This window comes from Cyanobium sp. BA20m-14 (genome assembly GCF_024346295.1).
In genome coordinates, this window is the sequence record NZ_JAGQCR010000018.1 from 1 (window position 1) to 23,532 (window position 23,532).

The following is a 23,532-nucleotide window of genomic DNA, read 5'->3' on the forward strand; positions in this document are numbered from 1 at the left end:
GAGCTGCCCCAGACCGCCATGGTGTTTGGTGATGCCAAGGCCGTGCTCAACGGCCTGCTCACCGAGCTGCGCAGCATGGGGGTGGGTAAGAAGGTGGCCGCCTGAAGCAGCCCGCCTCGACACCCCCTGTCTTTAAGCAACGCTGGCCCTGGATCGGCCCCGATCTCCAGACCCTGCGAGACACCCTCAGGCCGCCAAAGCTGCCCCTAGATCGCGGTGAACCGCTCCCCATTGCGGTGGGCGGTGATGCCTCCCTGCTGGCGCTAGTTGATTCGCCAGTTGCTGGGGCACCAAGGGCACTTGTGCTTTTACTGCACGGTTTGGGTGGATCGAGCGAACGGGAGGGGTTGCGGCGCATGGGCCTCAGCCTTCAAGCCGCCGGCTTCGCGGTGTGGCGCCTTAATTTGCGGGGTGCCGGACCGGGCCGGCCCCTGGCTCCGGGCACCTATGCAGCCCGTTGCGATAGCGACCTGCTGCCCGTACTGAAGTTGGCCCAGCAGCGGGCCGGTGGCCTGCCTCTTTTTGGTGTGGGGATTTCGTTGGGCGGCACGATGCTGCTCAATGCCTGCCTGGCTAGTCCGGGGGTGCTGGATGGTGTGGTGTGCACCAGCAGCCCGCTTGATCTGGCCCTTTGCTCGCAGCAGATCGAGCTGCCCCGCAACCGGGTGTATCAGCGCTGGCTGCTGCGCCGGCTCTGCGCCCAGACCCTGGCCGATCCATTTGGGGTGAGCGACGCTGAGCGTCAGGCCCTGCAGGGGCCAGAGCGGCCCCGCTCGATTCGCAGCTTCGATGCTGCTATCACTGCCCCTCGCTGGGGCTACGCCTCCGTTGACGATTACTACCGGGAGGCTTCGCCCCTGCCGTGTCTGCTTTCAGCATCGGTCGATTTGCCGCCGAGCCTGCTGCTGCACTCCCTCGACGACCCTTGGGTGCCGGCCAGTGGCGCCCAGTTCTTGGCCCAGCAGCACCTTCCTGGCCTTGATGTGGTGCTCACGGCCCATGGCGGCCATAACGGCTTCCATGGGGTGGGTGATGAGCCACTCAGCTGCTGGGGTGATCAGCTGGTGGCGAGCTGGCTTAGGCGGCAGCTTTGAGGCTCATGCGCTTGATGATCCACTGCTCAATCGGCTTGCCCCCGATCACGTGCTCCCGCAGGATTGGCTCGATGCGCTCGGGGCTGACGCCGCCATAAACGGTGCCTTCGGGCCAGATCAGCAGGATGGGGCCCTCGGCGCAAATGCGCAGGCAGTCGGCCTTGGTGCGCAGCACGATCCCCTCGGGCCGGGCCGGATCCTCGAGGCCCAGCTCGCGCACTAGGCGCTTGAGGGCCTCCCAGCTGGCGACGCCTACGGCGGGATCGGGGCAGCAGAGCGCCTTGCTGGGAGTGGCGCAGAGCAGCAGGTGATGCGAGATCACGCCGGCAACGCAGCTGGTGCCTTGGCCTGGAGCCGGGCTGCAGCCTCATGCACCGCTTGACGGGCCCAAGCGTCTACGGCCAGCACGTCGTCTAGGGAGGGATTGGCCATGAGATCGACTTGGTGGCGATCACACACCCCGTCGATCAATGTCGGGATATCGAGGAAGTGGACCCTCTCCTCGAGGAAGAGGGCCACGGCCTGTTCGTTGGCGGCGTTCATTACCGCCGGCATCGTGCCGCCGGCGCGGCCTGCCGCGTAGGCCAGCTGCATGCAGGGGTATTTGGCCGGGTCGGGGGCGCGGAAGCTGAGCTGGCCCACCTCGGTGAGATCGAGCCGGCGCCAGGGGGTGCTCAGGCGCTCGGGCCAGCTGAGGCAATAAAGAATGGGCAGCTTCATATCCGGCCAGCCGAGCTGGGCCAGCACCGAGGAATCGGCCAGCTCCACCATCGAATGGATGATCGATTGGGGGTGGATGACGATCTCGATGTGGTCGTAGTCGAGGCCGAACAGGTAGTGGGCCTCGATCACCTCCAGGCCCTTGTTCATTAAGGAGGCCGAATCCACGGTGATTTTGCGGCCCATGCTCCAGTTGGGGTGGCTGGTGGCATCGGCCACGGTGGCCTTGTGGAGGTCTGCCGGAGCCCAGTCGCGGAAGGCGCCGCCGGAGGCCGTGAGCTGAATGCGGCGCAGGCCCGGGGTGGGGCTGCCGGTGGAGAGCCGCGCCGTCTCGGCGTAGGGGGTGCCTTGCAGGCACTGGAAGATCGCCGAGTGCTCGGAATCAGCCGGCAGTAGGCGTGAGCCGCTTTTCTCCAGCTCCGGCAGCACCACGGGTCCGGCGGCAATCAGGGTTTCCTTATTGGCCAGTGCCAGATCCTTGCCGGCGCGTATGGCGGCCAGGGTGGGCAGCAGGCCAGCGCAGCCCACGATCCCCGTAACCACCAGGTCGGCCGTGGACCAGGCGGCGGCGGCGCAGAGGCCCTCAGAGCCCCCCAGCAGCTCCGGCATCCGGGCGGGCCTGGCGGCGGGTTCCAGGGCCTGCAGCCGCTCGCCCAGCTCCCTGACGCGCTCGGCATTGGCCAGGGCCACCACTTCGGGCGCATGGCGCTGGATCTGACTCACCAATAGATCCAGGTTGTTGCCGGCCGTGAGGGCCACCACCCGGAAGCGGTCCGGGAATTCCTCGGCCAGTTCAAGGGTTTGGGTGCCGATCGAGCCGGTGGAGCCGAGCACGGAGAGGGCTTTCACGGCGGCAACTCAAGTGGTATCAAGTCTCCCATTGACCCTGCAGGATGCCCCGCAGTGATCCCGGCTGTTGTGTGCTTTATGCCGATCCCTGGCTGCTGGCCCTGCTGAAGCCCTCGGGCCTGCTTAGCCAGCCGGGGCTTGGGTCCGAGCTGGCCGATTCCCTAATCAGTAGGGCCCAGGAGCGGTGGCCGGAGGTAAGGCTGGTGCACCGACTCGATCGAGATACCTCGGGGCTGATCCTGCTGGCCAGAGACGCCACCACCCATAGGGCCCTAAGTGCCGCTTTCGCCGAACGGCGCGTGCGCAAGACCTACCTGGCCGTGGTCCAGGGGCTGCCTGCGGATCGGGGCGGGGTTATCAACCAGCCGCTAGCCCGAATCGCCACTCGGCCGCCCCGCTATGGGGTGGTGCCGCTAGAGCAGGGGGGCAAGCCGGCCCTCACCCGCTGGCGAGTGCTGAGGCGCTTCGAGGGCTCGAGTTTGCTGTTGCTGCAACCCCGCACCGGCCGCTCTCATCAGTTGCGGGTGCACCTGGCGGACCTTGGCCATCCGGTGCTGGGCGATCCGATCTACGGCGACCCCCTCTACGGAGACCCCGTACCAGCGCCACGGCTGCAGCTTCATGCCGCCGGTCTGCAGCTGCTGCATCCGGCCACGGGCAAGCCGCTGCATCTGCGCAGCCGTTGCTTTGACGATGGGCTGGTGGGGGTGGATCCCCTTAACTGATCCCAGTTGAACTTTTCCCATGGCGGCACTGCCCGTGTGGCTGCAGCGCTGGAACTTCATCGACCGGGCCAAGCTCGAGCGCCAGCTCTGGGATGCCTTCGAGCGGCAAGAGGACCTGCAGGCCCTGGTGGATGGCTGTGAGCCGGGCTTTCAAAAAGAGGTGTGGACTACCACCCTGGAGCGGATTCGCAAGATCGAGCGGATGATGCAGGGCCGCCAGGCACCCGAGCCGAGCGAGGACTGAGTAGGGGCTTGCCCTGCAGAGAGATACTCAGCCCCGCAGCCATTCAGTGATGCCGCCAGGCCTGTCGATCAGCTCGATGCCCTGGGCCCTCAGGCCATCGCGGATGCTGTCGGCAGCAGGGAAATCCTTGGCGGCCTTAGCGGCCTGACGCTGATCGATTTGGGCCTGGATCTCGGCGTCGCTGGGGCCGGGGCTGGTGCTGCTGGTTATGGCCTCGGTTTCGCTCTCGAGGCCAAGCACTCCGGCCAGTTCCAGCAGCAGCTGGCCTTGCTCCACCAGCTCTGGCGCCCGGGCCTCAGCGGCGGCGCTGCTGTCACCGCGCTCCAGCCGATTGGCGAGGGCTCGCAGGGGCTTGGCCAGCTCAAACAGCACCGCCAGGGCGGCGGAGGTGTTGAGGTCGTCGTCCATGGCGGCGGCGAAGCGCGCACGGGCGGCGGCGAACTCTGGGGTGGCGCCTGGGTCGGGGCTTGAGGTAGCGGCGGCGAGGACCAGGGCCGCATTAAGGCCCTTCCAGCCGGTGGCGGCGGCCTCAAGGGCGTCGGCGCTGAAGTCGAGCGGCTTGCGGTAGTGGGCCTGGAGGGTGAACAGGCGCAATGTCATCGGCGTGATGCCGGAATCGAGCAGGGCGCGGATGGTGGTGAAGTTGCCCAGGGATTTGGACATCTTCTGGCCGCCCACATTGACCATGCCGTTGTGCAGCCAATAGCGGGCCAGCTCCTGGCCGCTGGCCGCCTCCGACTGGGCAATTTCGTTTTCGTGGTGGGGAAAGATCAGGTCGGCGCCACCGAGGTGGATGTCGATCGTGTCGCCGAGCTCCTCGCGCACCATCGCTGAGCACTCGATATGCCAGCCGGGCCGGCCTGGACCCCAGGGCGACTCCCAGCTGGGTTCGCCGGGTTTGGTCCCCTTCCAGAGGGCAAAGTCGAAGGGGTGTTGCTTGCGGGCCTCCTCTGCAGTGGCCACTCGGCCGGCGGCGTTGTCCTGCTGCTCGGCTAGGTCGCGGCCGGAGAGCTTGCCGTAGCCGGCATGCTTCATCACGGCGAAATAGACATCACCATCGGCGCTGTAGGCGGCCCCCTTGGCTTCCAGTTCGGTGATCAGGCTGCGAATGGCGTCCAGGCTTTGGGTGGCCCGCGGCATACGGTCGGGCGGCAAGATATTTAGCCGGGCCATGTCGGTCACGAAGGCCTCGATGTTGCGCTCACTCACCGCCTGCATCGAGCTGCCCTCCTCAGCTGCGCGACCCAGGATCTTGTCGTCGATGTCGGTGTAGTTCTGCACAAACGTCACCCGGTAGCCGTTCCAGAGCAGATAGCGCCGCAGCACGTCCCAGGCGATGTAGCTGCGGGCATGGCCCAGGTGGCAAAGGTCGTAGACCGTTACGCCGCAGCAGTAGATACTCACCTGGCCCGGCTCGAGCGGCTGGAATTCCTCGATGCGGCGCGTGAGGGTGTTGGTGAGGCGCAGGGTCATTGAGCTGCTGGTTACTTGGCTTCCATCCAGTTGGGGCCGACGCCGGTTTCGACTACAAGGGGCACGGTGAGGGCCACGGCCCGCTCCATGGTTTCACGCGTCAAGGTGAGCACCGCTTCGAGGGCCTCAGGCGCTGCTTCCAGCACCAGTTCGTCGTGCACCTGCAGCAGCAGTCGGGCGGGCAGGGCGGCCGTCTCCAGCTCCCGCTGCAGTTGCACCATGGCCAACTTGATGATGTCGGCACTGGAGCCCTGGATCGGCGCGTTGGCTGCGGCCCGCAGTTGCTGGGCTTCCATACCGCCGCGGCGGGCTACCTCCAGCTCGATCTCGAGGGGATCCTTGCCGCGCAGCCGGCCCAGGCCGTTGGGGTCGAAGTGGAAGGGCCGGCGCCGGCCCAGGATCGTTTCCACATAGCCCCGGCTCAGGGCCAGCCGCTCCTGCAGCTCTAGAAAGGCGAACACCTTCGGGTAGCGCTGCTTGTATTTGACCAGAAAGTCTTTGGCTTCGGCCTGGCTGACGCCGGTTTCGCGGGCGAAACGCTGGGCGCCCATGCCGTAGATCACGCCGAAGTTGATCGTCTTGCCCAGGCGGCGCTCCTCCGGTGTCACCGTGTCCTTCTCCAGCAGCAGCCTGGCCGTGAGGGCATGCACGTCGTCGCCGCTGCGGTAGGCCTCCACCAGCACCGCTTCGCCGCAGAGGTGGGCCAGAATGCGTAGCTCGATCTGGGAGTAGTCGGCGCTGATCAGGCTCCAGCCCTCCTGGGGCAGAAAGGCCTTGCGGATCCGGCGAGAAAACTCAGTGCGGATCGGGATGTTTTGCAGGTTGGGATTGCTGCTGGAGAGCCGGCCGGTGGCGGTCACCGCCTGGTTGAAATCCGTGTGCACTCGCCCCGTCTCCGGCTCCATCAGGGCCGGCAGGGCATCCACGTAGGTGCTCTTGAGCTTGCTGAGGGTGCGGTGCTCCAGCACCAGGGCCACCACCGGGTGGGCATCTTCGAGCTTTTCGAGCACCACCGCATCGGTGCTCCAGCCGGTCTTGGTCTTGCGGGATTTCTTGCGATCGAGCCCGAGGGTGTCAAACAGCAGCTCCCCCAGCTGCTTAGGAGAAGCCAGGTTGAAGTCGCAGCCAGCGGCCGCCTTCGCCTCGCCATCGAGGCGCTCCAAAGCGGCCTTGAGCTCGGTGCTCAGCTCGCCCAGGTAGGCGGTGTCGATGCGGATGCCGGTGGCCTCCATCTGGGCCAGCACCGGCTCCAGCGGCAACTCCAGCTGGTCGAGCAGTTGGGGCAGGGCCGCGCCCATGGCGATCAGCTCCTGGCGCAGCAGCAGGGCCAGGCGCCAGGTGAGGTGCACATCCATGCCGCAGTATTGGGCCGCGGCCTCGATCGACACCGCTGAAAAATTGGCGCCCTTGGGCACCAGCTCTCCATAGCTGGTGGGGCTGAAGCCGAAGTTGCGCTCGGCCATCGCCTCAAGGCCGTGTTTGTCGCCGGCATCGCGCAGGTAATCGGCGAGCAGGGTGTCCATCACCACCCCGCCCAGGGGCAGGCCGTGGCGCATCAGGATCAGCCGGTCGTATTTGGCGTTCTGCAGCGCCTTTGGGTGGGCGGCGCTGGCCAGCCAGGGGGCCAGGGCGGTGAGCACCGCAGCTAGGGATAGTTGCTGAACCTGTTGAGGAGGTTGTACATCTGTACAACCTCCCGGAGCGCTTTCGGTTGAGGTTCCAGAAGGGATCTTCAGAAGCTCCTGGATGTCCCCGCTGGCTTCGCTCTGCTGCTCGTTCTGCTGCTCGGGAAGATGGTGGCCGATCGGGATGTAAGCGAGCTCCGCTGGACCATCCCCCCAGGCCACTCCTACCCCCACCAGCTCGGCCTGGAAGGGATTGAGGCTGGTGGTTTCGGTGTCGAGGGCCACGGGGCGGCCCGGATCTGTGCAGCCGTTGAGGCGCTGCACCAGGGCGGCCAGGGCCTCGGCGCTGATGATCAGTTGGGGCTCGAGGGCAGGCAGCCCCTTGCTGTCCGGCTGATCGGGAGCTGTTGCACCGTTTGTTGAACTTTCTGTGTTTGTTGAACTTTCTGTTTCATCAGCCGAAACCGCGTGAATGGCGGCTGTGACGGCCTTGCCGCCCGCGGGGCTGGATCCCTCACTGGGCTCCGGCGGCACGGCCGAGAACAGCTGGGCGAAGTTGGGCACCTGTTTCACCAGGCTGTAAAGCTCCAGCTCCTCCAGGCTGCTGGCCAGGGCCTCAGCCTTGACTGCCCCCAGCTCCAGCCGTGGCTCGCTGGGTAGGGGGATGTCGATCAGGATCTCGGCCAGCATCCGCGAGCGATAGGCGCTTTCACGGTCGGCGCGCAGCTTCTCGATCAGGGCACCCTTGAGGCTGCCCTGGGTGGCCTTGGCTCCCGCGGCCGCCAGCTGGTCGAGGGCGGCATAGATGCCATCGACATGCTCAAACTCCTTCAGCAAATTGATGGCGGTTTTGGGCCCCACCCCCTTAACGCCGGGGATGTTGTCTGAGCTGTCGCCTGTGAGCGCCTTGAGGTCAACGACCTCGTCTGGCGTCACGCCGAGCTTGGCGATCACGCCGTCGCGGCGGATCTCCAGCGGCCCGCTGTTTTTGGCGTAGGGGCCGCCGCCCATGTAGAGCACGGCGATGTCGCGCTCGTCGTCGACCAGCTGGAACAGGTCGCGGTCGCCCGAGAGGATCCGCACCCGCCAGCCTTCTGCCGCCGCCCGGTTGGCCAGGGTGCCGAGCACGTCATCGGCCTCGAACCCCGGCGCCATCGCCAGGGGGATGTCGAGGCTCTCGGCCAGGATCTGCTGCAGGTTGGCCAGGTCGGCGAAGAAGTGCTCCGGCGCCACATCCCGGTGGGCCTTATAGGCCGTATCTGCCTCGTGGCGGAAGGTGGGCTCGGCGGTGTCGAAAGCCACCACCAGGCCATTGGGTTTGAGGCCCTTGCAGTTGTCGAGCAGGGCCTTTAAGAAGCCGTAGGTGACGCTGGTGGGCACCCCCGCCTTGGTGCTCAGGCCGCCATCTCCCCCTTTGGCAAAGGCGTAGAAACTGCGGAAGGCCAGGGAGTGGCCGTCGATCAGCAGCAGCAGGGGCTTGGTGCCAGGGGCCACGTTGCTGCAAGGGGTGATGGGTCGGGTCAGCCTGCCAGACCTCAGGCTTGCAGTTGGGCCATGGCGATCCGCACCACGGCCTCAGCGGTGCCCAGGGCAGTGGAGCTGTCGTTGGCATCGAAGAGATCAGCCGGCGCCTCATCGCCTTGGGGGTAGCGGCTGGCGCTATTCATGCGCGTAAGCGCCTTGAGATGCAGCTCAGCCAGGGCTGGGAGATCCAGGCCCTGCTGTTGCAGCAGCTCCACCAGTTTCTCGAGGGAGTGGCTATCTAGCGGAGTGATCCCGGCCGCGACCAGCAAGGCCTTGAGGGCTTTTTCGGCGGCCTGACCCGCCAGGTAGCAGGCCTGGGCATGGAACCCCTGGCCGGCCGTTAGGCCCGCCGCTTCCAGATCGTTGTTCGCCTGGCGGATCCAGGCTTCAACCCTGGGAGTCACGGCTGATCTAGGCGCAGGGCGTCGCGGCCGATGGCCCGCCAGTAAGGATCGTCGCCCTGCTTCAGCTGCTGCCAGCGCTCCTGGCTGAGGGCCAGCACGTCGTCACCGAGGCGGGCGTCCAGCAGTGCATCGGCTAGGGCATCAGCCTGCTGCCGGCTAGGGGCGATGGCCAGTAGGTCAACGTCTGAGCAGCCATCCCAGTTGCCCCGCGCCATCGAGCCAAATAGCCACACCTCGCCGCCCGGCTGGCTGGCGGCGACCTCTGCGGCGCCTGCGCGCAACGCCCTTAGGCGGGCGCTGTGGCGCTGTGCGCGAATGATAGCCAGGCTGGGCATAGATTCATGCTAGGGCGGTGGTGCAGGTGGCCATCGTCAGCGGTATCGCCGCGGCTGCTGTTCATCGGCCTCAATCCGCTTTTGCTTCGCTGGTCACACGAACACTTGCCAACACCGTGGCGCAAGCCCCTCCCTACAACGGGGCTGCCAAGGATGCTTTCCTACGGTGAATCACAAAACTGACGCCCATCAACGCCAGGTACAAACATCCCAACGTGAGATGGGTAATCAGAATTGCAAGGAACGTCATCATTGAGAGCACTAGGGCTATCAATGGGAAGAAGGGATAGCAAGGGGTGAGGAAAGGACGTGGCAGGGATGGTTCCTTGCCCCTAAGAACCAGCAACGAAATCATCGCTAAGATGTACAGCGTCAGTGCTCCAAAACTGAGAGCAGGATTAAATCACTTGTGCGTCCAGAGGCAAGGGCCAGCAAGCCAATGGCGCAGTTGAGCTTGAGGGCATTGGCAGGTGTTTGGTGGCGCGGATCAAGCCTGGCAAGAAATGACGGCGCATGGCGCATCCGTCCGAACTCAAGTGTTGATCGACCCGAGGCCAAGATCAGCCCGTGAAAAGATCCAATCAGTCCGAACAGCCCGGCCACGTAAAGCAATTGGTAGAGGGGATGGTGGGCATCCATTACCTTGGCAAGGGCCATGGGCATGGGAGAATCCGAAACGCTGCCATCAAGCTTGAACACAATTGTCTGCCAGCCATCTACCCCAGTGGCACCAATGAACGTGAGTAGGGCCAGCACGGCCAGCGTGAGAAATGCCGCGATAAATGCTTTTGGTAATGTGCGCTGGGGATTAACTGTCTCTTCTGCCATATTCGCAATGGCTTCGATCCCCAGAAAGCACCACACGGCGAATGGAATGGCAGCCACAGCGCCCTGCCAGCCATGGGGCAGGGCATCTCTTGTCAGGTTTTCCAGTTGCAGGTGCGGCAGTGAAACAAAGCAGAATACGATTAGTGACGCCACTGCTAGTCCGGTTATAATAAGTTCTGCCATGGCAGCAGCCTTGACACCACGGATATTTAGCCAGGTAAATAAGATATAGGCAGCAAAGGCAATCGAGAGGAGGGGTGGCCTTGGGGCAAACAGATGAAGGTAGTCACCGATGGCGAAGGCGATCGCTGGTGGTGCAAAAATAAACCCCACATTCTGGGCCATGCCTGCTCCGAAACCCCAGCTCCTTCCAAGGGCACGGTCGGCATAGGACATCACTCCGCCCGCCCGCGGGATCGCGCAGGAAAGCTCGGCATAACTCAAGGTGAAGGTTAGGTATAGAATCGACACCACCACCAGCAGGGCCAAGCCAAGTCCCAATGTGCCCCCCCTGGCCAACCCCAGATTCCACCCGAAAAACAATCCAGCGAAGGCACAGCCCACCCCCATCGCCCAAAGCATCAGGGGCGTGATCGAGCGGTTTAGCTCGGCCATGGAGCAAGGATCGAAGACGTCCTGACTATGGGGGGGCGCTGAACCTTTGTCGATGCAAGTCGAACGGATGCTCACCTGGGGCCGCCGCCCCGCACATGGGCCATCGTCAGAGATCGGTAAAAATCAGAAGTTGTGTAGCAGCGACTTAGACCATGGCGGCCATCCTCGCCTTCGGAGCCCATCCCGATGACATTGAGTTCGGTTGCGGCGGCACCGTGCGCAAGCTGATTGAGAAGGGTTGGAGTGCTGTCCATGTGTGCGTGACCTCAGGAGAAGCCGGTAGCAGCACGATCGATCGGGCAACCCTGGCCGCCACCCGTGAGCAGGAAGCACGCCGGGCTGCTGAGGTGCTGGGGGCCGAGCGCGTGCATTTCCTTCGCGCAGCTGATGGGCTGACGCAGTATTCGCGGGATCACAAGATCGCCGTGATCAACCTCATCCGGGAGGTGCGGCCGGAGATCCTGTTTGTGCATGCGAGCAGTGACCAATTCCCGGATCACAAGTTGATCCATGAGCTGGTGATGAGCGCCGTGGCCGGTGCCGCCGGCCCCTGGTATCAGGAATCCATAGGCGAGCCCCACCTACCCGGCACCATTCTCGGCTACGAGGTGTGGCACCCTCTCAACAACTATCAGCTCTCCGTTGCCATCGCTCTCAGATCGAGGCGACGCACTATGACGAAGCCTCCCTCGGGCTGGCCCGCTACCGCGGTGTGATGAGCTTCTCCAGCACCCACGCCAAGGTTTTCGAAGTGCTGCGCACCTCCCTGGGCCTCCCTGAAGGACTTGCTTGACACTGGCGCTTGATCCCCACAAACCGCCCTAGGGCCAGCCCCGCCATCCTCTCTATGGGGCAGGCGATGTTGCACTGCAGCCACTCATCTATCCCAACCCGTGGAGCCTGGGCCATCCTGAGGAGACTGCCGGACTGCTGACCTCCAAGACCCTGCCCGCTAATCCGTTGCCCGCCAAGACCCCATGTCTACCCTCCCCCGCCGCTATGCCGTTCATCTGCACCTGAGTGGGGGGCAGAGCGAAACCGTCCATTTCCACACCCTGGAGGCCTTTCAGCAGTGGTACGGGAGTGTGCTGACCACTTCGGCTCCCGATACTTTCGTAAATGTGCCGCTGGCGGATCTGGAGGGTGAATATCTGGTGGTAAGGCCTGTGGCGGTGATTGGAATTCATGTGGAGCCCAAGTTCAATGCCCTTGATGAATGACACCTGAGCGGCTGGGGCTGCTCTGGGGCGTCACCGTGTTTGCCGGTGCGGTGGCCCAGGGGCTTGCCTGGCTCACCGGTCTGCCGGGGGTGGTGCTGCTGCTCAGTGCCGGCCTGGTGATCGGGCGCTCGGGCTTTGGCCTGGTCGAACCCCTCGACCTCGGGGCAGGGCTGGGCACGGTGGTGGGCCTGCTGGTGAGCCTGGTGCTGTTCGATGGCGGCATCAACCTGCGCCTGCCCGATGACGGCACCCGCCAAGCCGTGCTGCGCATCGTGCTGGTGCGGCTGGTGCTCGCCCTTGCGGCCGGCCTGCTCGCGGCCCACTGGCTGGCGGGATTGAACTGGTCGCTGGCAGCGGTGTTCAGCGCCATCGTGCTGGCCACCGGCCCCACCGTGGTGACTCCACTGGTGCGCCAGATCCGCCTGGCATCCCCCCTGGGCGAGGTGCTGGAGGGGGAGGGGCTGGTGCTCGAGCCGATCGGGGCCGTGCTGGCCCTGCTGCTGCTTGAGCTGGCCCTCGGCGATCTGCATGGCTGGCGGGAGCTGGCCCTGGGCCTGCTGCAAAGGCTTGGCGGTGGGGTGCTGATCGGGGCTGGCTGTGGCTGGTTGCTGGCCGAAGCCCTCAGCCGCATCCCCGCCCAGGCGGCCGGCGCCCTGCGGCTCCAGCTCACCCTGGGCAGTCTTTTTCTGATGTTCAGCGGCTGCGAGTTGTGGCTGCCCGAATCGGGCCTGCCCGCGGCGGTGGCCGCCGGGGTGGTGGTCGGCCGCAGACCGGATACGGATGCGGCCGAGCTCGATGAGTTGATCCGTCAGTTGGCCCAGCTGGCGATCACCATGCTCTTCCCCTTGCTGGCCGCCGATGTGAGCTGGGCCGAACTCAGCCCCCTGGGCTGGGGTGGGGTGGCCTGCGTGCTGGTGTTGATGCTTGTGGTGCGCCCCGTGGCGGTGGGCCTGGCCACCTGGGGCCTGGATTTCAGCCTGCCCCAGCGGGCCCTGCTGGCCTGGTTGGCGCCCAGGGGCATTGTCACCGCCGCCGTGGCGAGCCTGTTTGCCATTCGCCTCGAGCAGGCGGGAGTTGTGGGGGCCGGCCGCCTCCAGGGGCTTGTGTTTCTGACGATCCTGCTCACCGTGGGCCTGCAGGGCCTCAGCGCCGGCCCCCTGGCCCGCCGCCTGGGCCTAGAGGCAGCGGCTGATCCGGACCCGATCGGCGCCGCTGCGGTGCAGCAACAGCCAGGTGGTCAGTAGGTCTGGGCCCTGGAGGCTGCCCAGCAGGGCGGCTCGCAGGGTCTTCATGATCACCCCTTTTTTAACTCCAGCCGCCATGGCCGCCTCCAGGAGCAGGGCCTGGGCCTGGTCTGCCTCCAGGGGGGCCTCCGGCAGGAGTTTCAGCAGGCTCTCCAGCAGGGCCTCCAGGGCAGCTCTGGCTCCGTCGTTGGCCAGTTGGGTTTCGGCGGCTTGCTCCAGCTCGGGGGTGGTGAAAAAGGGGCGGGCCTGCTCCACCCCATCGGCCAGCAGGGTGAGGGAGGGGCCGATCAGGCTGCAGAGGTCAATCTGCCAGGCGGGATCAGCCCAGGCGCTGCCTGGTTCGGTGCCCCAGCCGTGCTCGGCCCACAGGGGCAGCAGTTGCTGGCGCAGGCTCTCGGGGCCGAGGCCGTGCAGCACCTGGCCGTTGAGCCAGTTGAGTTTCTCCCAGTCGAAGCGGGCCCCGGCCCGGTTGACCCGCTCGAAGTCAAACACCGCTGCCGCCTCGGCCAGGCTGAAGCGTTCCCCCATGCCCTCCGGCGGCGACCAGCCCAGCAGGGTCATGTAGTTGGCCAGGGCTTCGGCGGTGTAGCCCATGGCCCGAAATTCGCTCACCGAAGTGACGCCATCGCGCTTGGAGAGCTTTTTGCCCTCCTGGTTAAGGATCAGGGGTGTGTGGGCAAATACCGGCGGCTCGGCGGCGAGGGCCTGGTAGAGCAGCAGCTGCTTGGCGGTGTTGGCGATGTGGTCTTCGCCGCGGATCACGTGGCTGATGGCCATGGAGATGTCGTCCACCACCACCACCAGGTTGTAGAGCGGATCGCCGATCTGATCGGCCGGGGCCCGGCGGGCGATCACCATGTCACCGCCCAGGTCGCTGCCCTTCCAGGCCATCTCCCCGCGCACCAGGTCGCTCCAGGTGATGCTGGCGGCGTCGGCGATGCGGAAGCGGATCGTGGCCTGGCGCCCCTCGGCGATGTAGGCCTGTTGCTGCTCGGCGCTCAGGTCGCGGTGGCGATTGTCGTAGCGGGGGGCCTGCTTGTGGGCGGCCTGTTGCTCCCGCATGGCGGTGAGTTCCGCTTCGCTGGCGAAGCAGCGGTAGGCGTGGCCGCTATCCAGTAGCTGCTGGATCGCGGCCCGGTGCTCGCCGATCCGCTCGCTCTGGATGACGGGCTCGCCATCCCAGTCCAGCCCGAGCCACTGCAGCCCTTCGAGGATGTTGGCGGTGTATTCGGGCTTGCTGCGGGCGCTGTCGGTGTCTTCGATGCGCAGTAGAAACTGGCCGCCCTGGCGGCGGGCGAACAGCCAGTTGAACATTGCAGTGCGGGCCGTGCCGATGTGCAGGGTTCCCGTGGGGCTGGGGGCCAGGCGTACCCGCACCGCAGATCCAGCTGCACTGGCAAACTTCACGCAGACGTTCTCCGATTCAGTGAACGGGCTCCGATTCAATAAACTGGCTCGGATTTAATAAACGGGACTGACGGGATTCGAACCCGCAACTTCCGCCGTGACAGGGCGGTGCTCTAACCGGTTGAACTACAGTCCCAAATCTGGTCTAATTTGAATACTCAGTCTGGTTTTCCAGCCTGAATCCCAGTCAGGAGTCCGATTCGGGGCAGGCCCGATTGCGCCGACTCACTGACTTAAGAAGTATCCATCGCCACCCTGCCCGCCGTCAACGGCCCCTCAGGGCCTGAATCCGGCGGGCTCGATCAGACGCACCTGGTTGCCACGGGCGGTGAATTCACGCCCCTGGTCGCTTTGAACCACCACTCGACCACCGGACTTGACCCGGATCACGCGGGCTCGTACCCAGCCCAGAGCCGCTGACTCGAGCACCTTCACCACATCTCCGGGTTGTAAATCCAACTCCATGCTCGAAACCAGGAAACTGCAGATTGGAGCATCGAACGCGCCGTGGAGGACTTGAACCCCCGACATCAGGTTTTGGAGACCTGCGTTCTACCAACTGAACTAACGGCGCAATGCCGATGCCCCGTAAACATGAGGCCAATGGGTGGGAACCAATACGTCTGGGGAGAAACTCTCCAGACATATGGGCAGACCCGCCGCAGCCTCAGCGATCGAAGCGTTGCTTGACCCGTGTGGCTTTACCCACCCGATCACGCAGATAGAAGAGCTTCGCCCGACGCACCTTACCGCGGCGCTCCACTTTCACGGAGGCCACCTGGGGACTGTGCAGCATGAAGACCCGCTCCACGCCGATGCCCTGAAAGATGCGCCGCACGGTGATGGTCTCGTTGAGACCGCCGTGGCGCTTGGCAATAACCACGCCCTCGTAGGGCTGGACGCGCTCCTTGTTGCCCTCACGGATCCGCACGCCCACCTTCACGGTGTCGCCCACATAAATCTCGGGCAACTCGCTCTTCAGTTGTTCGGCCTCGAAGGCTCGAATCAGCTCCTGGGCGCTGAGTTTGCCAGTGGTGACCTTGGTTTTCACCGCCACTGGACCGGTTTCAGGAATCTCAGCTGGATTTTCCGGCTGGTTCTCGGTCTGGATCTCGGTCTGGTTGTCGGTCGTCTCCGTTGCCATCTCAACTCCGCTTAGGCCTGGCCAATCCCTCAGTGTACCGGCCGGCGGGGAGCCCGCAGCGCCTCCCCGCCATTGGTAGCTTGATCTCCAGATGTGTCCATCGCGGCTCGAGCTCCCAGCATGAATCTGTTTGCCGATCTGCTGGCTACCACCAAAACCCCAGTCCTGGAGACAGGCCCTCGCATCCAGAAGGGCAGACGGGGCGTGGAGATCAAGAGCGCCCGGGAGATCGCCACGATGCGCCAGGCCAGCCGGATCGTGGCCACGGTGCTGCGTGAGCTCCTGGAGCTGGCGGCCCCTGGCATGACCACCGGCGATCTCGACACACATGCCGAAAAGCGCATCCGCGAAATGGGAGCCACTCCCAGCTTTAAGGGCTACCACGGCTTCCCTGCCAGCATCTGCGCTTCGATCAATAACGAGGTGGTGCACGGCATCCCCAGCAGCAAGCGGGTGATCCAGGCCGGCGACCTGCTCAAGATCGATACGGGGGCCTACTTCGACGGCTACCACGGGGACAGCTGTGTGAGCCTCTGCGTCGGCCAAGGTGCCAGTGAGGAAGCCCAGACCCTCTGCCGCGTGGCCCAGGAATCCCTGATGCGGGGCTTGGCCCAAATCAAGGCGGGCAACACCCTGCTGGATATCGCCGGCGCCGTTCAAGACCACGTCGAAGCCCACGGCTTCGCCGTGGTCGAGGACTACACCGGCCATGGGGTTGGCCGCAACCTGCACGAAGAGCCATCGGTGTTCAATTTCCGCACCAGGGATCTGCCCAACATGAAGCTGCGTTCGGGCATGACCCTGGCCGTGGAGCCGATCCTCAATGCCGGCAGCAAGGCCTGCCGCACCCTTAAGGACCGCTGGACCGTGGTGACGGCCGATGGCAGTTGGTCGGCCCAGTGGGAGCACACCATCGCCGTTGGCAGCGACGGTTGCGAGATTCTCACCGACCGGGATTTCTAGGCCAGCTCAGCCCTTAGCCCTCAGTCTTAGCCCTCAGCTCTCGTCAGCAGCCCGCGTCACCAGCCGGCAGTAGAGCCAGCGGCTCAGGGTGCTGAGCGGCATCAACACGTAGGTGAGCGGGTTGGGGCTGACGATGATCAGGTTGCAGCCCAGCCGGGCCTGGGCCAGCACCTGGGCGGCCACGAAATCGGCCCCCATCAAGCCAATTGGGTTGAGGGCCGAGCGGAAGGGCCCCAGCACTAACCGGCGGATGCGCAGCGGCCCCTGGCTGCCGCCGAGGTCTAGGGCCCGCAGGCTCACCAAGTTTCCCAGTAGCCGTTTACTGAGCTCGTAGAGCGGGCTCAGGGCCGGCTGGATCTCCGCTTCGGAGGTGTTGACCCAAACCTCTGCCTGGCGGCGGGCGCCGGCGCGTTGCTGCACGACCTCGGCAAACACTTCCAGCAGCCGCCAGCTGCTGAGGGCGTTCACCTCCAGGGCCTGGCCGGTGGCTGCGCGGCTGCGGGCCTGGGGTTGGTTGATGCCATGGTTGAGCACGAGCACATCCACCCTTTCCAGCACCGGCCGCAGGGCCCACTCCTCGCCGATCCGCCAGACCACCTGCTCGAGGGGGATCGGCTCTCCGGCTTCATCGCGCAGATCCAGCGGCTCTGGGCTGCTGGTGAGCCCCACCAGGTGGACATCCTGGCGGGGCCAGCGACGCAGCAGGGCCCTGCCGAAGCTGCCACTTGCCCCTGTGACGGCAACGGTGCATTGATCCTGGCAACTCGACATGAGCCTGGCGCTAACGACCCCTGACGCGCCAGCATGGAGCAGGTCGGTATGGAAACAACCGCCTAAATTCCCACCAGCTGAGCCCCAGCGAGGTTGACCCGATGGCCCCCACCTTGCTGGTTGGTTCCTGTGAACCCTTTAGCGGCAAATCCGCCGTGGTGCTCGGGCTGGCCCGCCAGCTGCTCCGCCAAGGGGTAGAGGTTCGCTTCGGCAAGCCCCTGGCCACCAGCCTGGATTCCCCCGCCGAGATGCCGGTTGGTACCCCACTGCTCGACGCGGATGTGCGCTTTGTGGGGGCCACCCTGGGGCTGCCTGACAGCCAGCTGATCCCCTCCCTCCAGGTTGCCGATCCCCAGCAGGCCCAGCAGCGTTTGTTGCAGGGCAACCTGGATCCGGGGGCGGGCTTCAGCGAACAGAGTTTGCAGCTGGCAGCTTTTAGCGATGGCCTCACCCTGCTGGAAGCTGGCGGCAGCATGGATGAGGGCTTGCTCTACGGCCTCAGCCTGCCCCAGCTGGCTGAGGGGATGGGGGCCCAGGTGCTGCTGGTGCATCCCTGGGTAGACAGCAGCAGCGTTGATCCCCTGCTGGCGGCTCGGGCCCGGCTGGGTGACCGTCTGGCCGGGGTGGTGCTCAATGCCGTTCAACCCCAGCTGGTTGGGCCCCTGCGCGCCGACATGGTGCCTGCCCTGGAGCGGTTGGGACTGCCGGTGCTGGGGGTGATGCCCCAGAGCCCCCTGCTGCGCAGTGTCACGGTGGAGGAGCTGGTTCTGCGGCTCGGGGCCAAGGTGCTCTGTTGCCCCGAGCGGCTCGACCTGCTGGTTGAAACCCTCTCAATCGGAGCCATGAATGTCAACTCGGCGATGGAATTTTTCCGTCGCCGCCGCAACATGGCGGTTGTGACCGGTGCGGACCGCACCGATATCCAGCTGGCTGCCCTGGAGGCATCAACCCAATGTCTGATCCTCACAGGGGCCGCAGAGCCCCTGCCCCAGCTGATCAACCGGGCCGAGGAACTGGAGGTGCCCCTGCTCAAGGTGGAACACGACACCCTCACCACCGTGGAAGTGATTGAGCAGGCATTTGGTCACGTGCGTCTGCACGAGGCTGTCAAGGCCAGCTTTGCCTTTCGGTTGGTGGCAGAGCACTGCGATTTTGAGCGGCTGTTCACGAGATTGCAGTTGCCCGCGCTGGCTAAATAACGCTGCTATTTTCGGGGTGCAGGCAGAGGGCTACAGGTGACCCGGTCCCTTGATCTTCCGGCATTGGGCCGGATCGACACCCTTGCCCAGGAACTGGCCATGCTCCAGGACCGAGGCAAACGCCGGATTGCCATCCTGGGCAGTCGCCACGTGCCTGTGGTTTCGATCCATCTGGTGGAGCTGGTGGCCCGCTCCCTGGCCCAGGAGGGGCACAACCTGATCACCTCCGGCTCCCAGGGGGTGAATGCGGCCGTGATCCGCAGCGTGCTGGAGATTGATCCGGCCCGGCTCACCGTGCTGCTGCCCCAGAGCTTGGATCGCCAGCCAGGCGAATCCCGGGAGCAGCTGGAGCAGGTGCTGCACCTGGTGGAGAAGCCCGAGCACGACGAACTGCCCCTGCCGATGGCCAGCAGCCTCTGCAACCACGAGATCATCACTCGCTGTGACCAGCTGATCTGCTACGCCTTCCACGACAGCGAGACCCTCCTGGCCAGCTGCCGTGTGGCCGAAGACATGGGCAAGGTGGTGAGCGTCATGTTCTTCGACTAGTTCAGCCAGCAAGCACAGCCTTCAGGCCTTCGGCGTAGAGCACCCCCGTGCACACCAGCCCTCCGGCCCAGCACAAGCCGCGGACGGCAGGCACGTTGCCCACGTAGACACCGATGTAGGCCAGCCGCAGGGCTGGATGGATCCAGGCGGCCGCGAGCGCCACCGGGCTGCTCACTCCCGCCACCAGGCAGAGCAGGGCCGCCGGGGCATGCAGGGTGAGGGCCTCAAAGCAGTTCTGATGGGCCCAGGCGGCCCGCTTGCCCCATGCCGGCAGCCGCTCGAACATCGCCCGCGGTGCCGCCAGATCCTCCATCTTGAAATTGGCCTGGGAGCGGGCGGCACCCAGGGGCACCGTGCTGAACACCACCACACCGGCGGCCAGCAACAACGACCAGGCAAAGGGGGCGAGGTTGGCGGTCATGGCGGCTGGCGGAGCGGACTGTGGGTCCAGGTTGGCAGGCCGCATCTACGATCCGCAGACGTCTTCGTCCAGCCGAACCAGCCCCATGGCCGACACCTATTCCTTCGATGTGGTGAGTGATTTTGATCGCCAGGAGCTCGTCAACACGATTGACCAGGTGCGCCGCGACGTCGGCACCCGCTACGACCTCAAGGATTCGGCCACCGAGATAGACGTGGAGGAAACCAGCCTCACGATCACCACCGCCAGCGACATGACCCTCCAGGCCGTGGAGGATGTGCTGCGCCAGAAGGCCACCAAGCGCAATCTCTCGCTGAAGATCTTCGACTTCCAGACCCCCGAGCCCGTGGGCGGCAACCGCGTCAAGCAGGTGGTGAAACTGCGCAAGGGGCTCAGCTCGGAGCTGGCCAAGCAGCTAAGCAAAACCGTGCGGGACGAGCTCAAGAAGGTCACCGTCTCGATCCAGGGCGACAGCCTGCGGATCACTGGCAAGAACAAGGACGACCTGCAGCAGGCCATCAACCTGCTCAAGGCCCAGGACGTGGAGGTGCCGCTCCAGTTTGAGAATTACCGCTGAGCCAGTGCAGCCGGCCTGCCCAACCCCCGGTTGGCGGTTCTGGATCGACCGGGGCGGCACCTTCACCGATGTGGTGGGCTGCAGCCCCACCGGCGAGCTGGCGGTGCGCAAGGTGCTGTCGGTGCAGGCCGATTGCCCGGTCGACCCGGCGGTGAAGGCGATCGGGGCCGTGCTGGGCCTGGCGCCGGGTCAGCCCGTGCCGGAGGGCCTGGTGCAGGAGGTGCGCCTGGGCACCACCGTGGCCACCAATGCCCTGCTGGAGCAGCGTGGCGCTGGCGTGGTGCTGCTGATCAACCGCGGCTTTGCCGACCTGCTCAGCATCGGCGATCAGCACCGCCCCGATCTTTTTGCCCTGGCGATCGAGCGGCCCCAGCCCCTGCGGGTTCGGGTGTTGGAGGTGGAGGGGCGCCTGGCGGTTGACGGCGCCGAGCTCGAGCCCCTGCAGCTCACGGAGCAACTGGGCCAGTCGCTGCGCCTTGCCCAGGCCGACGGCTTCAGCAGCTGCGCCGTTGCCCTGCTGCACAGCACCCGCAATCCCTGCCATGAGCAAAGGCTGGGGGATTGGCTTGCGCCCCTGGGGTTTGAGGCCGTGGTGATCTCCCACCGGCTCAGCAGCCAACCCCGGCTGTTGCCCCGCGGCCAGACCGCCCTGGTGGAGGCGGCGGTGGCGCCGGTGCTGCGGCGCTACTTGCGCCAAGTGCAGCTGGCATTGGGGCCAGCAACCCGGCTGCGGGTGATGTGTTCCAGCGGAACCCTGGCGGATCCCCAGGAGCTGCTGGCCAAGGACACGATCCTCTCGGGACCCGCCGGCGGCATGGTGGGGGCGGTGGCCGTGGCCCAGCGGGCCCTGGGGCTCGCGGGCCTGCCGCCCATGCCCATCGTTGGCTTCGACATGGGGGGCACCTCCACCGATGTCTTCCATTTCGACGGGCGGCGGGGGGATCTGGCCTGGGAGCGCAGCCCCTGCACCGAGATCGTCGGGCTGCAGCTCCAGGCTCCGATGCTGCCCATTCACTCGGTGGCAGCCGGTGGGGGATCAATCTTGCGTTTCGATGGCCAGCGGCTGCAGGTGGGGCCGGCCTCAGCCGGGGCAGATCCGGGGCCGGCGGCTTACCGCCGCGGCGGGCCGGCCACGATCACCGATGCCAATTTGCTGCTGGGCCGGCTGCCGATCGCCGCCCTGCCGGCGGTGTTTGGTCCCACCGCCGACCAACCCGCCGATGGAGAGGCGGTGCGGCAGCGCTTCTCCGAGCTGGCCACTGCCATGGCGGCGGCGGCCCCAGGCATCACGCCGGAGCGGGTGGCGGCCGGCGCCCTCCAGATCGCGGTGGAAACCATGGCTGAGGCCCTGCGCCGGATCTCAATTCAGCGCGGCCACGACCTGCGCGAGGCCCTGCTGGTGAGTTACGGCGGAGCAGGAGGTCAGCACGCCTGCCGCCTGGCCGAGCTGCTGGGCCTGCAGCGGGTGCTGCTCCACCCCCTGGCCGGGGTGCTGTCTGCCTACGGCCTGGGCATGGCCGAGCGGGCCCGGCTGCTGGAGTGCTCGCCCCGCTTGCCCCTGCGGCCCGCCTCCTTGCCCCTGTTGCGGCAGCAGGGTGCCGAGCTCGTTGCCGGGGCCCTTGCCGGGCTTGGCCCCCCGGCGATGCCGCCCCGGGTTGGGGTGCGGCTGGAGATCCGGGCGGCCGGCAGCGAGCAGGGGCTAGAGGTGGGCTGGTCGCTGCAGGAGCCCAGCGCAGGGGCTGGGGTGGCTGAGCTGCAGGAGGCCTTTGCTGAGAGCTACCAGCAGCGCTATGGCTACCGCCCCGGTGGCGACGATTTGATCGTGGAACGGCTGCTGGTGGAGCTGACTCCGGCTACCCCGGTGCCCCCGGCGGCAGGGTCCATGCCAATGGGCTCCCCCCGGCCGGATGGGCCTGCCGGCATGCCTCCCTTGGCCCAAACCAGCCGCCTCTGGCTGGGGGAGGAGGCCGGCTGGCAGGCGGTGCCCCTCTGGCGGAGGTCCCAGCTGCAGTCTGGCCAACACCTGGAGGGCCCTGCCCTGGTGGTGGATCTGACCACCACCACCGTGCTGGAGCCCGGTTGGCAGGCGCAGCTGCTAGCTGACGGGGCCCTGCTGCTGGAGCGGCTGGCTTCCCCCCTGGCCTGCCCTGGTGCTTCCGCTCGCCCTGCCGTAGGGGCAGACCCCACCCTGCTGGAGCTCTACAACCACCGCTTCTCCGCCATTGCGGAGCAGATGGGGGTGAGGCTGCAGCAGAGCGCCCGCTCGTTGAATATCCGCGAGCGGCTCGATTTCTCCTGCGCCCTCTTTGATGGCGCCGGCCGACTGGTGGCCAATGCCCCCCATATCCCGGTCCATTTGGGCTCGATGGGCGACAGCGTGGCCAGCTTGCTGGAGGCCATCGCCCGCGGCGATCGCCCCCCCCTGGCGCCAGGGGACGTGGTGCTCTCCAACAACCCTTACAACGGCGGTACCCACCTGCCGGACATCACGGCGATCACACCAGTGTTTGTCGATGGGTCCCCCCTGTTCTTTGTGGCCTCGCGGGGCCACCACGCCGATGTGGGCGGAATCACCCCGGGCTCGATGCCGGCCTTCAGCCGCACCATCGCCGATGAGGGCCTGCTGCTGGACAACGTCCTGTTTCTCACCGATGGCGGTTTCGAGGAGGCCAGCTGGCGGCAACGCTTCGCAGCGGGGTGCCATCCGGTGCGCAACCCCGACCAATTGCTCGCCGATCTCCAGGCCCAGGCTGCAGCCAATCGCCTGGGGGTCGATGGGCTGCAGCGACTGATTGGCCGCCATGGCCTGGAGGAAGTGCGGGCCTATCAGGCCCATGTGCTGGCCAATGGGGCAGAGGCGGTGGCCCGGGTGATTGCAGGGCTAGGCAGCGGCCAGGCCTCGGATACCTATGGGGCCCAGGTGGAGCTCGACCATGGCGGCCAGATCCGGGTGGCCGTGCAGATCGATGTGGCGGCACGCCGGGCCCGGGTGGATTTCAGCGGCACCTCCCCCCAGCACGATGGCAATCTCAATGCCCCCTTGGCCGTCACCAAGGCGGTGGTGCTCTATGTCTTCCGTTGCCTGGTGGGGGAGGAGATTCCGCTCAACGCCGGCTGCTTCGAGCCCATTGACCTGGTGGTGCCGGAGGGTTCCCTGCTCCATCCGCTTGCTCCAGCGGCTGTGGTGGCGGGCAATGTGGAAATCTCCCAGGCGGCCACCAATGCACTGTTCCTGGCGCTTGGGGTGCAGGCGGCTGCCCAGGGCACGATGAACAACCTCAGCTTCGGCAATGCCCAGCTTCAGTACTACGAAACGATCTGCGGCGGCACCGGCGCCGGTCGCCGGCCAGGCGGTGGGCCCTTTGCCGGGGCCTCCGCGGTGCAGAGTCACATGACCAATTCGCGGCTCACCGATCCGGAGATTCTCGAAAGCCGCTATCCGATCAGGGTGGAACGGTTTGCGATTCGCCCGGGCTCGGGGGGCGCGGGCGCTTTCCGTGGCGGCGATGGTGTGGTGAGGCAGCTGCGCTTTCTTGAGCCGATGGCCGCCGCGCTCATTTCCGGATCCCGGCGAGTGGCCCCCGCCGGCTTGGCTGGCGGG

General features: G+C 65.9%; 23 protein-coding genes and 2 tRNA genes. 11 read left to right on the forward strand and 14 right to left on the reverse strand.

Annotation, left to right across the window (positions count from 1 at the left end; genetic code table 11):
• Positions 1 to 101: 101 nt before the first annotated feature.
• Positions 102 to 1,094 carry an alpha/beta fold hydrolase gene (locus KBZ07_RS03150; RefSeq protein ID WP_254930269.1) on the forward strand — a complete coding sequence of 331 codons (993 nt, stop codon included), beginning with the start codon at positions 102 to 104 and terminating at the stop codon, positions 1,092 to 1,094.
• On the opposite strand, the gene KBZ07_RS03155 is transcribed toward KBZ07_RS03150, so the two are convergent.
• Together KBZ07_RS03155 and KBZ07_RS03160 are read right to left on the reverse strand one after the other, a co-directional pair.
• Complete coding sequence (locus tag KBZ07_RS03155; RefSeq protein WP_254930250.1) at positions 1,078 to 1,416, reverse strand: ferredoxin; 339 nt, start codon at positions 1,414 to 1,416, stop codon at positions 1,078 to 1,080. The two genes, KBZ07_RS03150 and KBZ07_RS03155, sit on opposite strands and share 17 nt — an antisense overlap.
• Positions 1,413 to 2,663 carry a 1-deoxy-D-xylulose-5-phosphate reductoisomerase gene (locus KBZ07_RS03160; RefSeq protein ID WP_254930251.1) on the reverse strand — a complete coding sequence of 417 codons (1,251 nt, stop codon included), beginning with the start codon at positions 2,661 to 2,663 and terminating at the stop codon, positions 1,413 to 1,415. Before KBZ07_RS03160 ends, KBZ07_RS03155 begins: the two co-directional genes overlap by 4 nt.
• Before the next feature lie 44 nt (positions 2,664 to 2,707).
• Between KBZ07_RS03160 and KBZ07_RS03165 the strand changes: the two genes are divergently transcribed.
• Positions 2,708 to 3,388 (forward strand): RluA family pseudouridine synthase, encoded by a 681-nt coding sequence (locus tag KBZ07_RS03165; RefSeq protein ID WP_254930252.1) that lies wholly within the window; start codon positions 2,708 to 2,710, stop codon positions 3,386 to 3,388.
• 19 nt (positions 3,389 to 3,407) lie between these two features.
• On the forward strand, positions 3,408 to 3,632 hold the full coding sequence (locus tag KBZ07_RS03170; RefSeq protein ID WP_106633117.1) for a hypothetical protein: 225 nt from the start codon (positions 3,408 to 3,410) through the stop codon (positions 3,630 to 3,632).
• A gap of 27 nt (positions 3,633 to 3,659) precedes the next feature.
• Here the strand turns inward: KBZ07_RS03170 and cysS are convergent, their stop codons facing one another.
• The 5 genes from cysS to KBZ07_RS03195 all read right to left on the reverse strand — a co-directional run bounded on the left by cysS (position 3,660) and on the right by KBZ07_RS03195 (position 10,436).
• Positions 3,660 to 5,105: a cysteine--tRNA ligase gene (gene cysS / locus KBZ07_RS03175; RefSeq protein WP_254930253.1), complete on the reverse strand. Its 1,446-nt coding sequence runs from the start codon at positions 5,103 to 5,105 to the stop codon at positions 3,660 to 3,662.
• 11 nt (positions 5,106 to 5,116) lie between these two features.
• On the reverse strand, positions 5,117 to 8,224 hold the full coding sequence (polA, locus tag KBZ07_RS03180) for a DNA polymerase I (protein ID WP_254930254.1): 3,108 nt from the start codon (positions 8,222 to 8,224) through the stop codon (positions 5,117 to 5,119).
• A gap of 41 nt (positions 8,225 to 8,265) precedes the next feature.
• Positions 8,266 to 8,658, reverse strand: a complete 393-nt coding sequence (locus tag KBZ07_RS03185; protein ID WP_254930255.1) for a HEPN domain-containing protein — start codon at positions 8,656 to 8,658, stop codon at positions 8,266 to 8,268.
• A complete protein-coding gene (locus KBZ07_RS03190) occupies positions 8,655 to 8,993 on the reverse strand; it encodes a nucleotidyltransferase domain-containing protein (RefSeq protein ID WP_254930256.1) in 339 nt (112 codons plus the stop codon). The genes KBZ07_RS03185 and KBZ07_RS03190 overlap by 4 nt, the downstream gene beginning before the upstream one ends.
• A 372-nt stretch (positions 8,994 to 9,365) precedes the next feature.
• Positions 9,366 to 10,436 carry an amino acid permease gene (locus KBZ07_RS03195; protein ID WP_254930257.1) on the reverse strand — a complete coding sequence of 357 codons (1,071 nt, stop codon included), beginning with the start codon at positions 10,434 to 10,436 and terminating at the stop codon, positions 9,366 to 9,368.
• A 152-nt stretch (positions 10,437 to 10,588) separates the two neighbouring features.
• On the opposite strand from KBZ07_RS03195, the gene KBZ07_RS03200 reads away from it, so the two are divergent.
• The 3 genes from KBZ07_RS03200 (at position 10,589) to KBZ07_RS03210 (ending at position 12,900) form a co-directional block, all read left to right on the forward strand.
• Positions 10,589 to 11,152 carry a PIG-L deacetylase family protein gene (locus KBZ07_RS03200; RefSeq protein WP_254930258.1) on the forward strand — a complete coding sequence of 188 codons (564 nt, stop codon included), beginning with the start codon at positions 10,589 to 10,591 and terminating at the stop codon, positions 11,150 to 11,152.
• A gap of 261 nt (positions 11,153 to 11,413) precedes the next feature.
• Positions 11,414 to 11,656, forward strand: coding sequence for a hypothetical protein (locus tag KBZ07_RS03205; RefSeq protein ID WP_254930259.1), 243 nt, complete (start codon positions 11,414 to 11,416; stop codon positions 11,654 to 11,656).
• Positions 11,653 to 12,900, forward strand: coding sequence for a cation:proton antiporter (locus KBZ07_RS03210; protein WP_254930260.1), 1,248 nt, complete (start codon positions 11,653 to 11,655; stop codon positions 12,898 to 12,900). The genes KBZ07_RS03205 and KBZ07_RS03210 overlap by 4 nt, the downstream gene beginning before the upstream one ends.
• On the opposite strand, the gene gltX is transcribed toward KBZ07_RS03210, so the two are convergent.
• The 5 genes from gltX to rplS form a co-directional block, all read right to left on the reverse strand.
• The gene (gltX, locus tag KBZ07_RS03215; protein WP_254930261.1) at positions 12,832 to 14,307 is read right to left on the reverse strand and encodes a glutamate--tRNA ligase; all 1,476 of its coding nucleotides are present in this window, start codon (positions 14,305 to 14,307) and stop codon (positions 12,832 to 12,834) included. The two genes, KBZ07_RS03210 and gltX, sit on opposite strands and share 69 nt — an antisense overlap.
• A gap of 62 nt (positions 14,308 to 14,369) precedes the next feature.
• Positions 14,370 to 14,443 (reverse strand) — tRNA-Asp (locus KBZ07_RS03220).
• Between the two features lie 140 nt (positions 14,444 to 14,583).
• Positions 14,584 to 14,772, reverse strand: a complete 189-nt coding sequence (locus KBZ07_RS03225) for a hyperconserved protein Hcp (protein ID WP_006043540.1) — start codon at positions 14,770 to 14,772, stop codon at positions 14,584 to 14,586.
• Between the two features lie 36 nt (positions 14,773 to 14,808).
• A tRNA-Trp gene (locus tag KBZ07_RS03230) sits at positions 14,809 to 14,881 on the reverse strand.
• Positions 14,882 to 14,974: 93 nt separating this feature from the next.
• A complete protein-coding gene (rplS, locus tag KBZ07_RS03235; protein WP_254930262.1) occupies positions 14,975 to 15,451 on the reverse strand; it encodes a 50S ribosomal protein L19 in 477 nt (158 codons plus the stop codon).
• A gap of 120 nt (positions 15,452 to 15,571) precedes the next feature.
• Between rplS and map the strand changes: the two genes are divergently transcribed.
• A complete protein-coding gene (gene map, locus KBZ07_RS03240) occupies positions 15,572 to 16,414 on the forward strand; it encodes a type I methionyl aminopeptidase (protein WP_254930263.1) in 843 nt (280 codons plus the stop codon).
• Between the two features lie 33 nt (positions 16,415 to 16,447).
• On the opposite strand, the gene KBZ07_RS03245 is transcribed toward map, so the two are convergent.
• Positions 16,448 to 17,185, reverse strand: a complete 738-nt coding sequence (locus tag KBZ07_RS03245) for an NAD-dependent epimerase/dehydratase family protein (protein WP_254930264.1) — start codon at positions 17,183 to 17,185, stop codon at positions 16,448 to 16,450.
• Positions 17,186 to 17,286: 101 nt separating this feature from the next.
• On the opposite strand from KBZ07_RS03245, the gene KBZ07_RS03250 reads away from it, so the two are divergent.
• Both KBZ07_RS03250 and KBZ07_RS03255 read left to right on the forward strand, forming a co-directional pair.
• Positions 17,287 to 18,384, forward strand: a complete 1,098-nt coding sequence (locus KBZ07_RS03250; RefSeq protein WP_254930265.1) for a phosphotransacetylase family protein — start codon at positions 17,287 to 17,289, stop codon at positions 18,382 to 18,384.
• Between the two features lie 36 nt (positions 18,385 to 18,420).
• Complete coding sequence (locus KBZ07_RS03255) at positions 18,421 to 18,933, forward strand: DNA recombination-mediator protein A (RefSeq protein WP_197151079.1); 513 nt, start codon at positions 18,421 to 18,423, stop codon at positions 18,931 to 18,933.
• A 1-nt stretch (position 18,934) separates the two neighbouring features.
• Here the strand turns inward: KBZ07_RS03255 and KBZ07_RS03260 are convergent, their stop codons facing one another.
• Positions 18,935 to 19,354 carry an MAPEG family protein gene (locus KBZ07_RS03260; RefSeq protein WP_254930266.1) on the reverse strand — a complete coding sequence of 140 codons (420 nt, stop codon included), beginning with the start codon at positions 19,352 to 19,354 and terminating at the stop codon, positions 18,935 to 18,937.
• 85 nt (positions 19,355 to 19,439) lie between these two features.
• Here KBZ07_RS03260 and KBZ07_RS03265 point away from each other — a divergent pair, with 85 nt between their 5' ends.
• Both KBZ07_RS03265 and KBZ07_RS03270 read left to right on the forward strand, forming a co-directional pair.
• Positions 19,440 to 19,931 carry a YajQ family cyclic di-GMP-binding protein gene (locus KBZ07_RS03265; RefSeq protein ID WP_254930267.1) on the forward strand — a complete coding sequence of 164 codons (492 nt, stop codon included), beginning with the start codon at positions 19,440 to 19,442 and terminating at the stop codon, positions 19,929 to 19,931.
• Between the two features lie 4 nt (positions 19,932 to 19,935).
• Positions 19,936 to 23,532: hydantoinase B/oxoprolinase family protein (locus tag KBZ07_RS03270; RefSeq protein WP_254930268.1), on the forward strand; the 3,597-nt coding region annotated here is incomplete at its 3' end.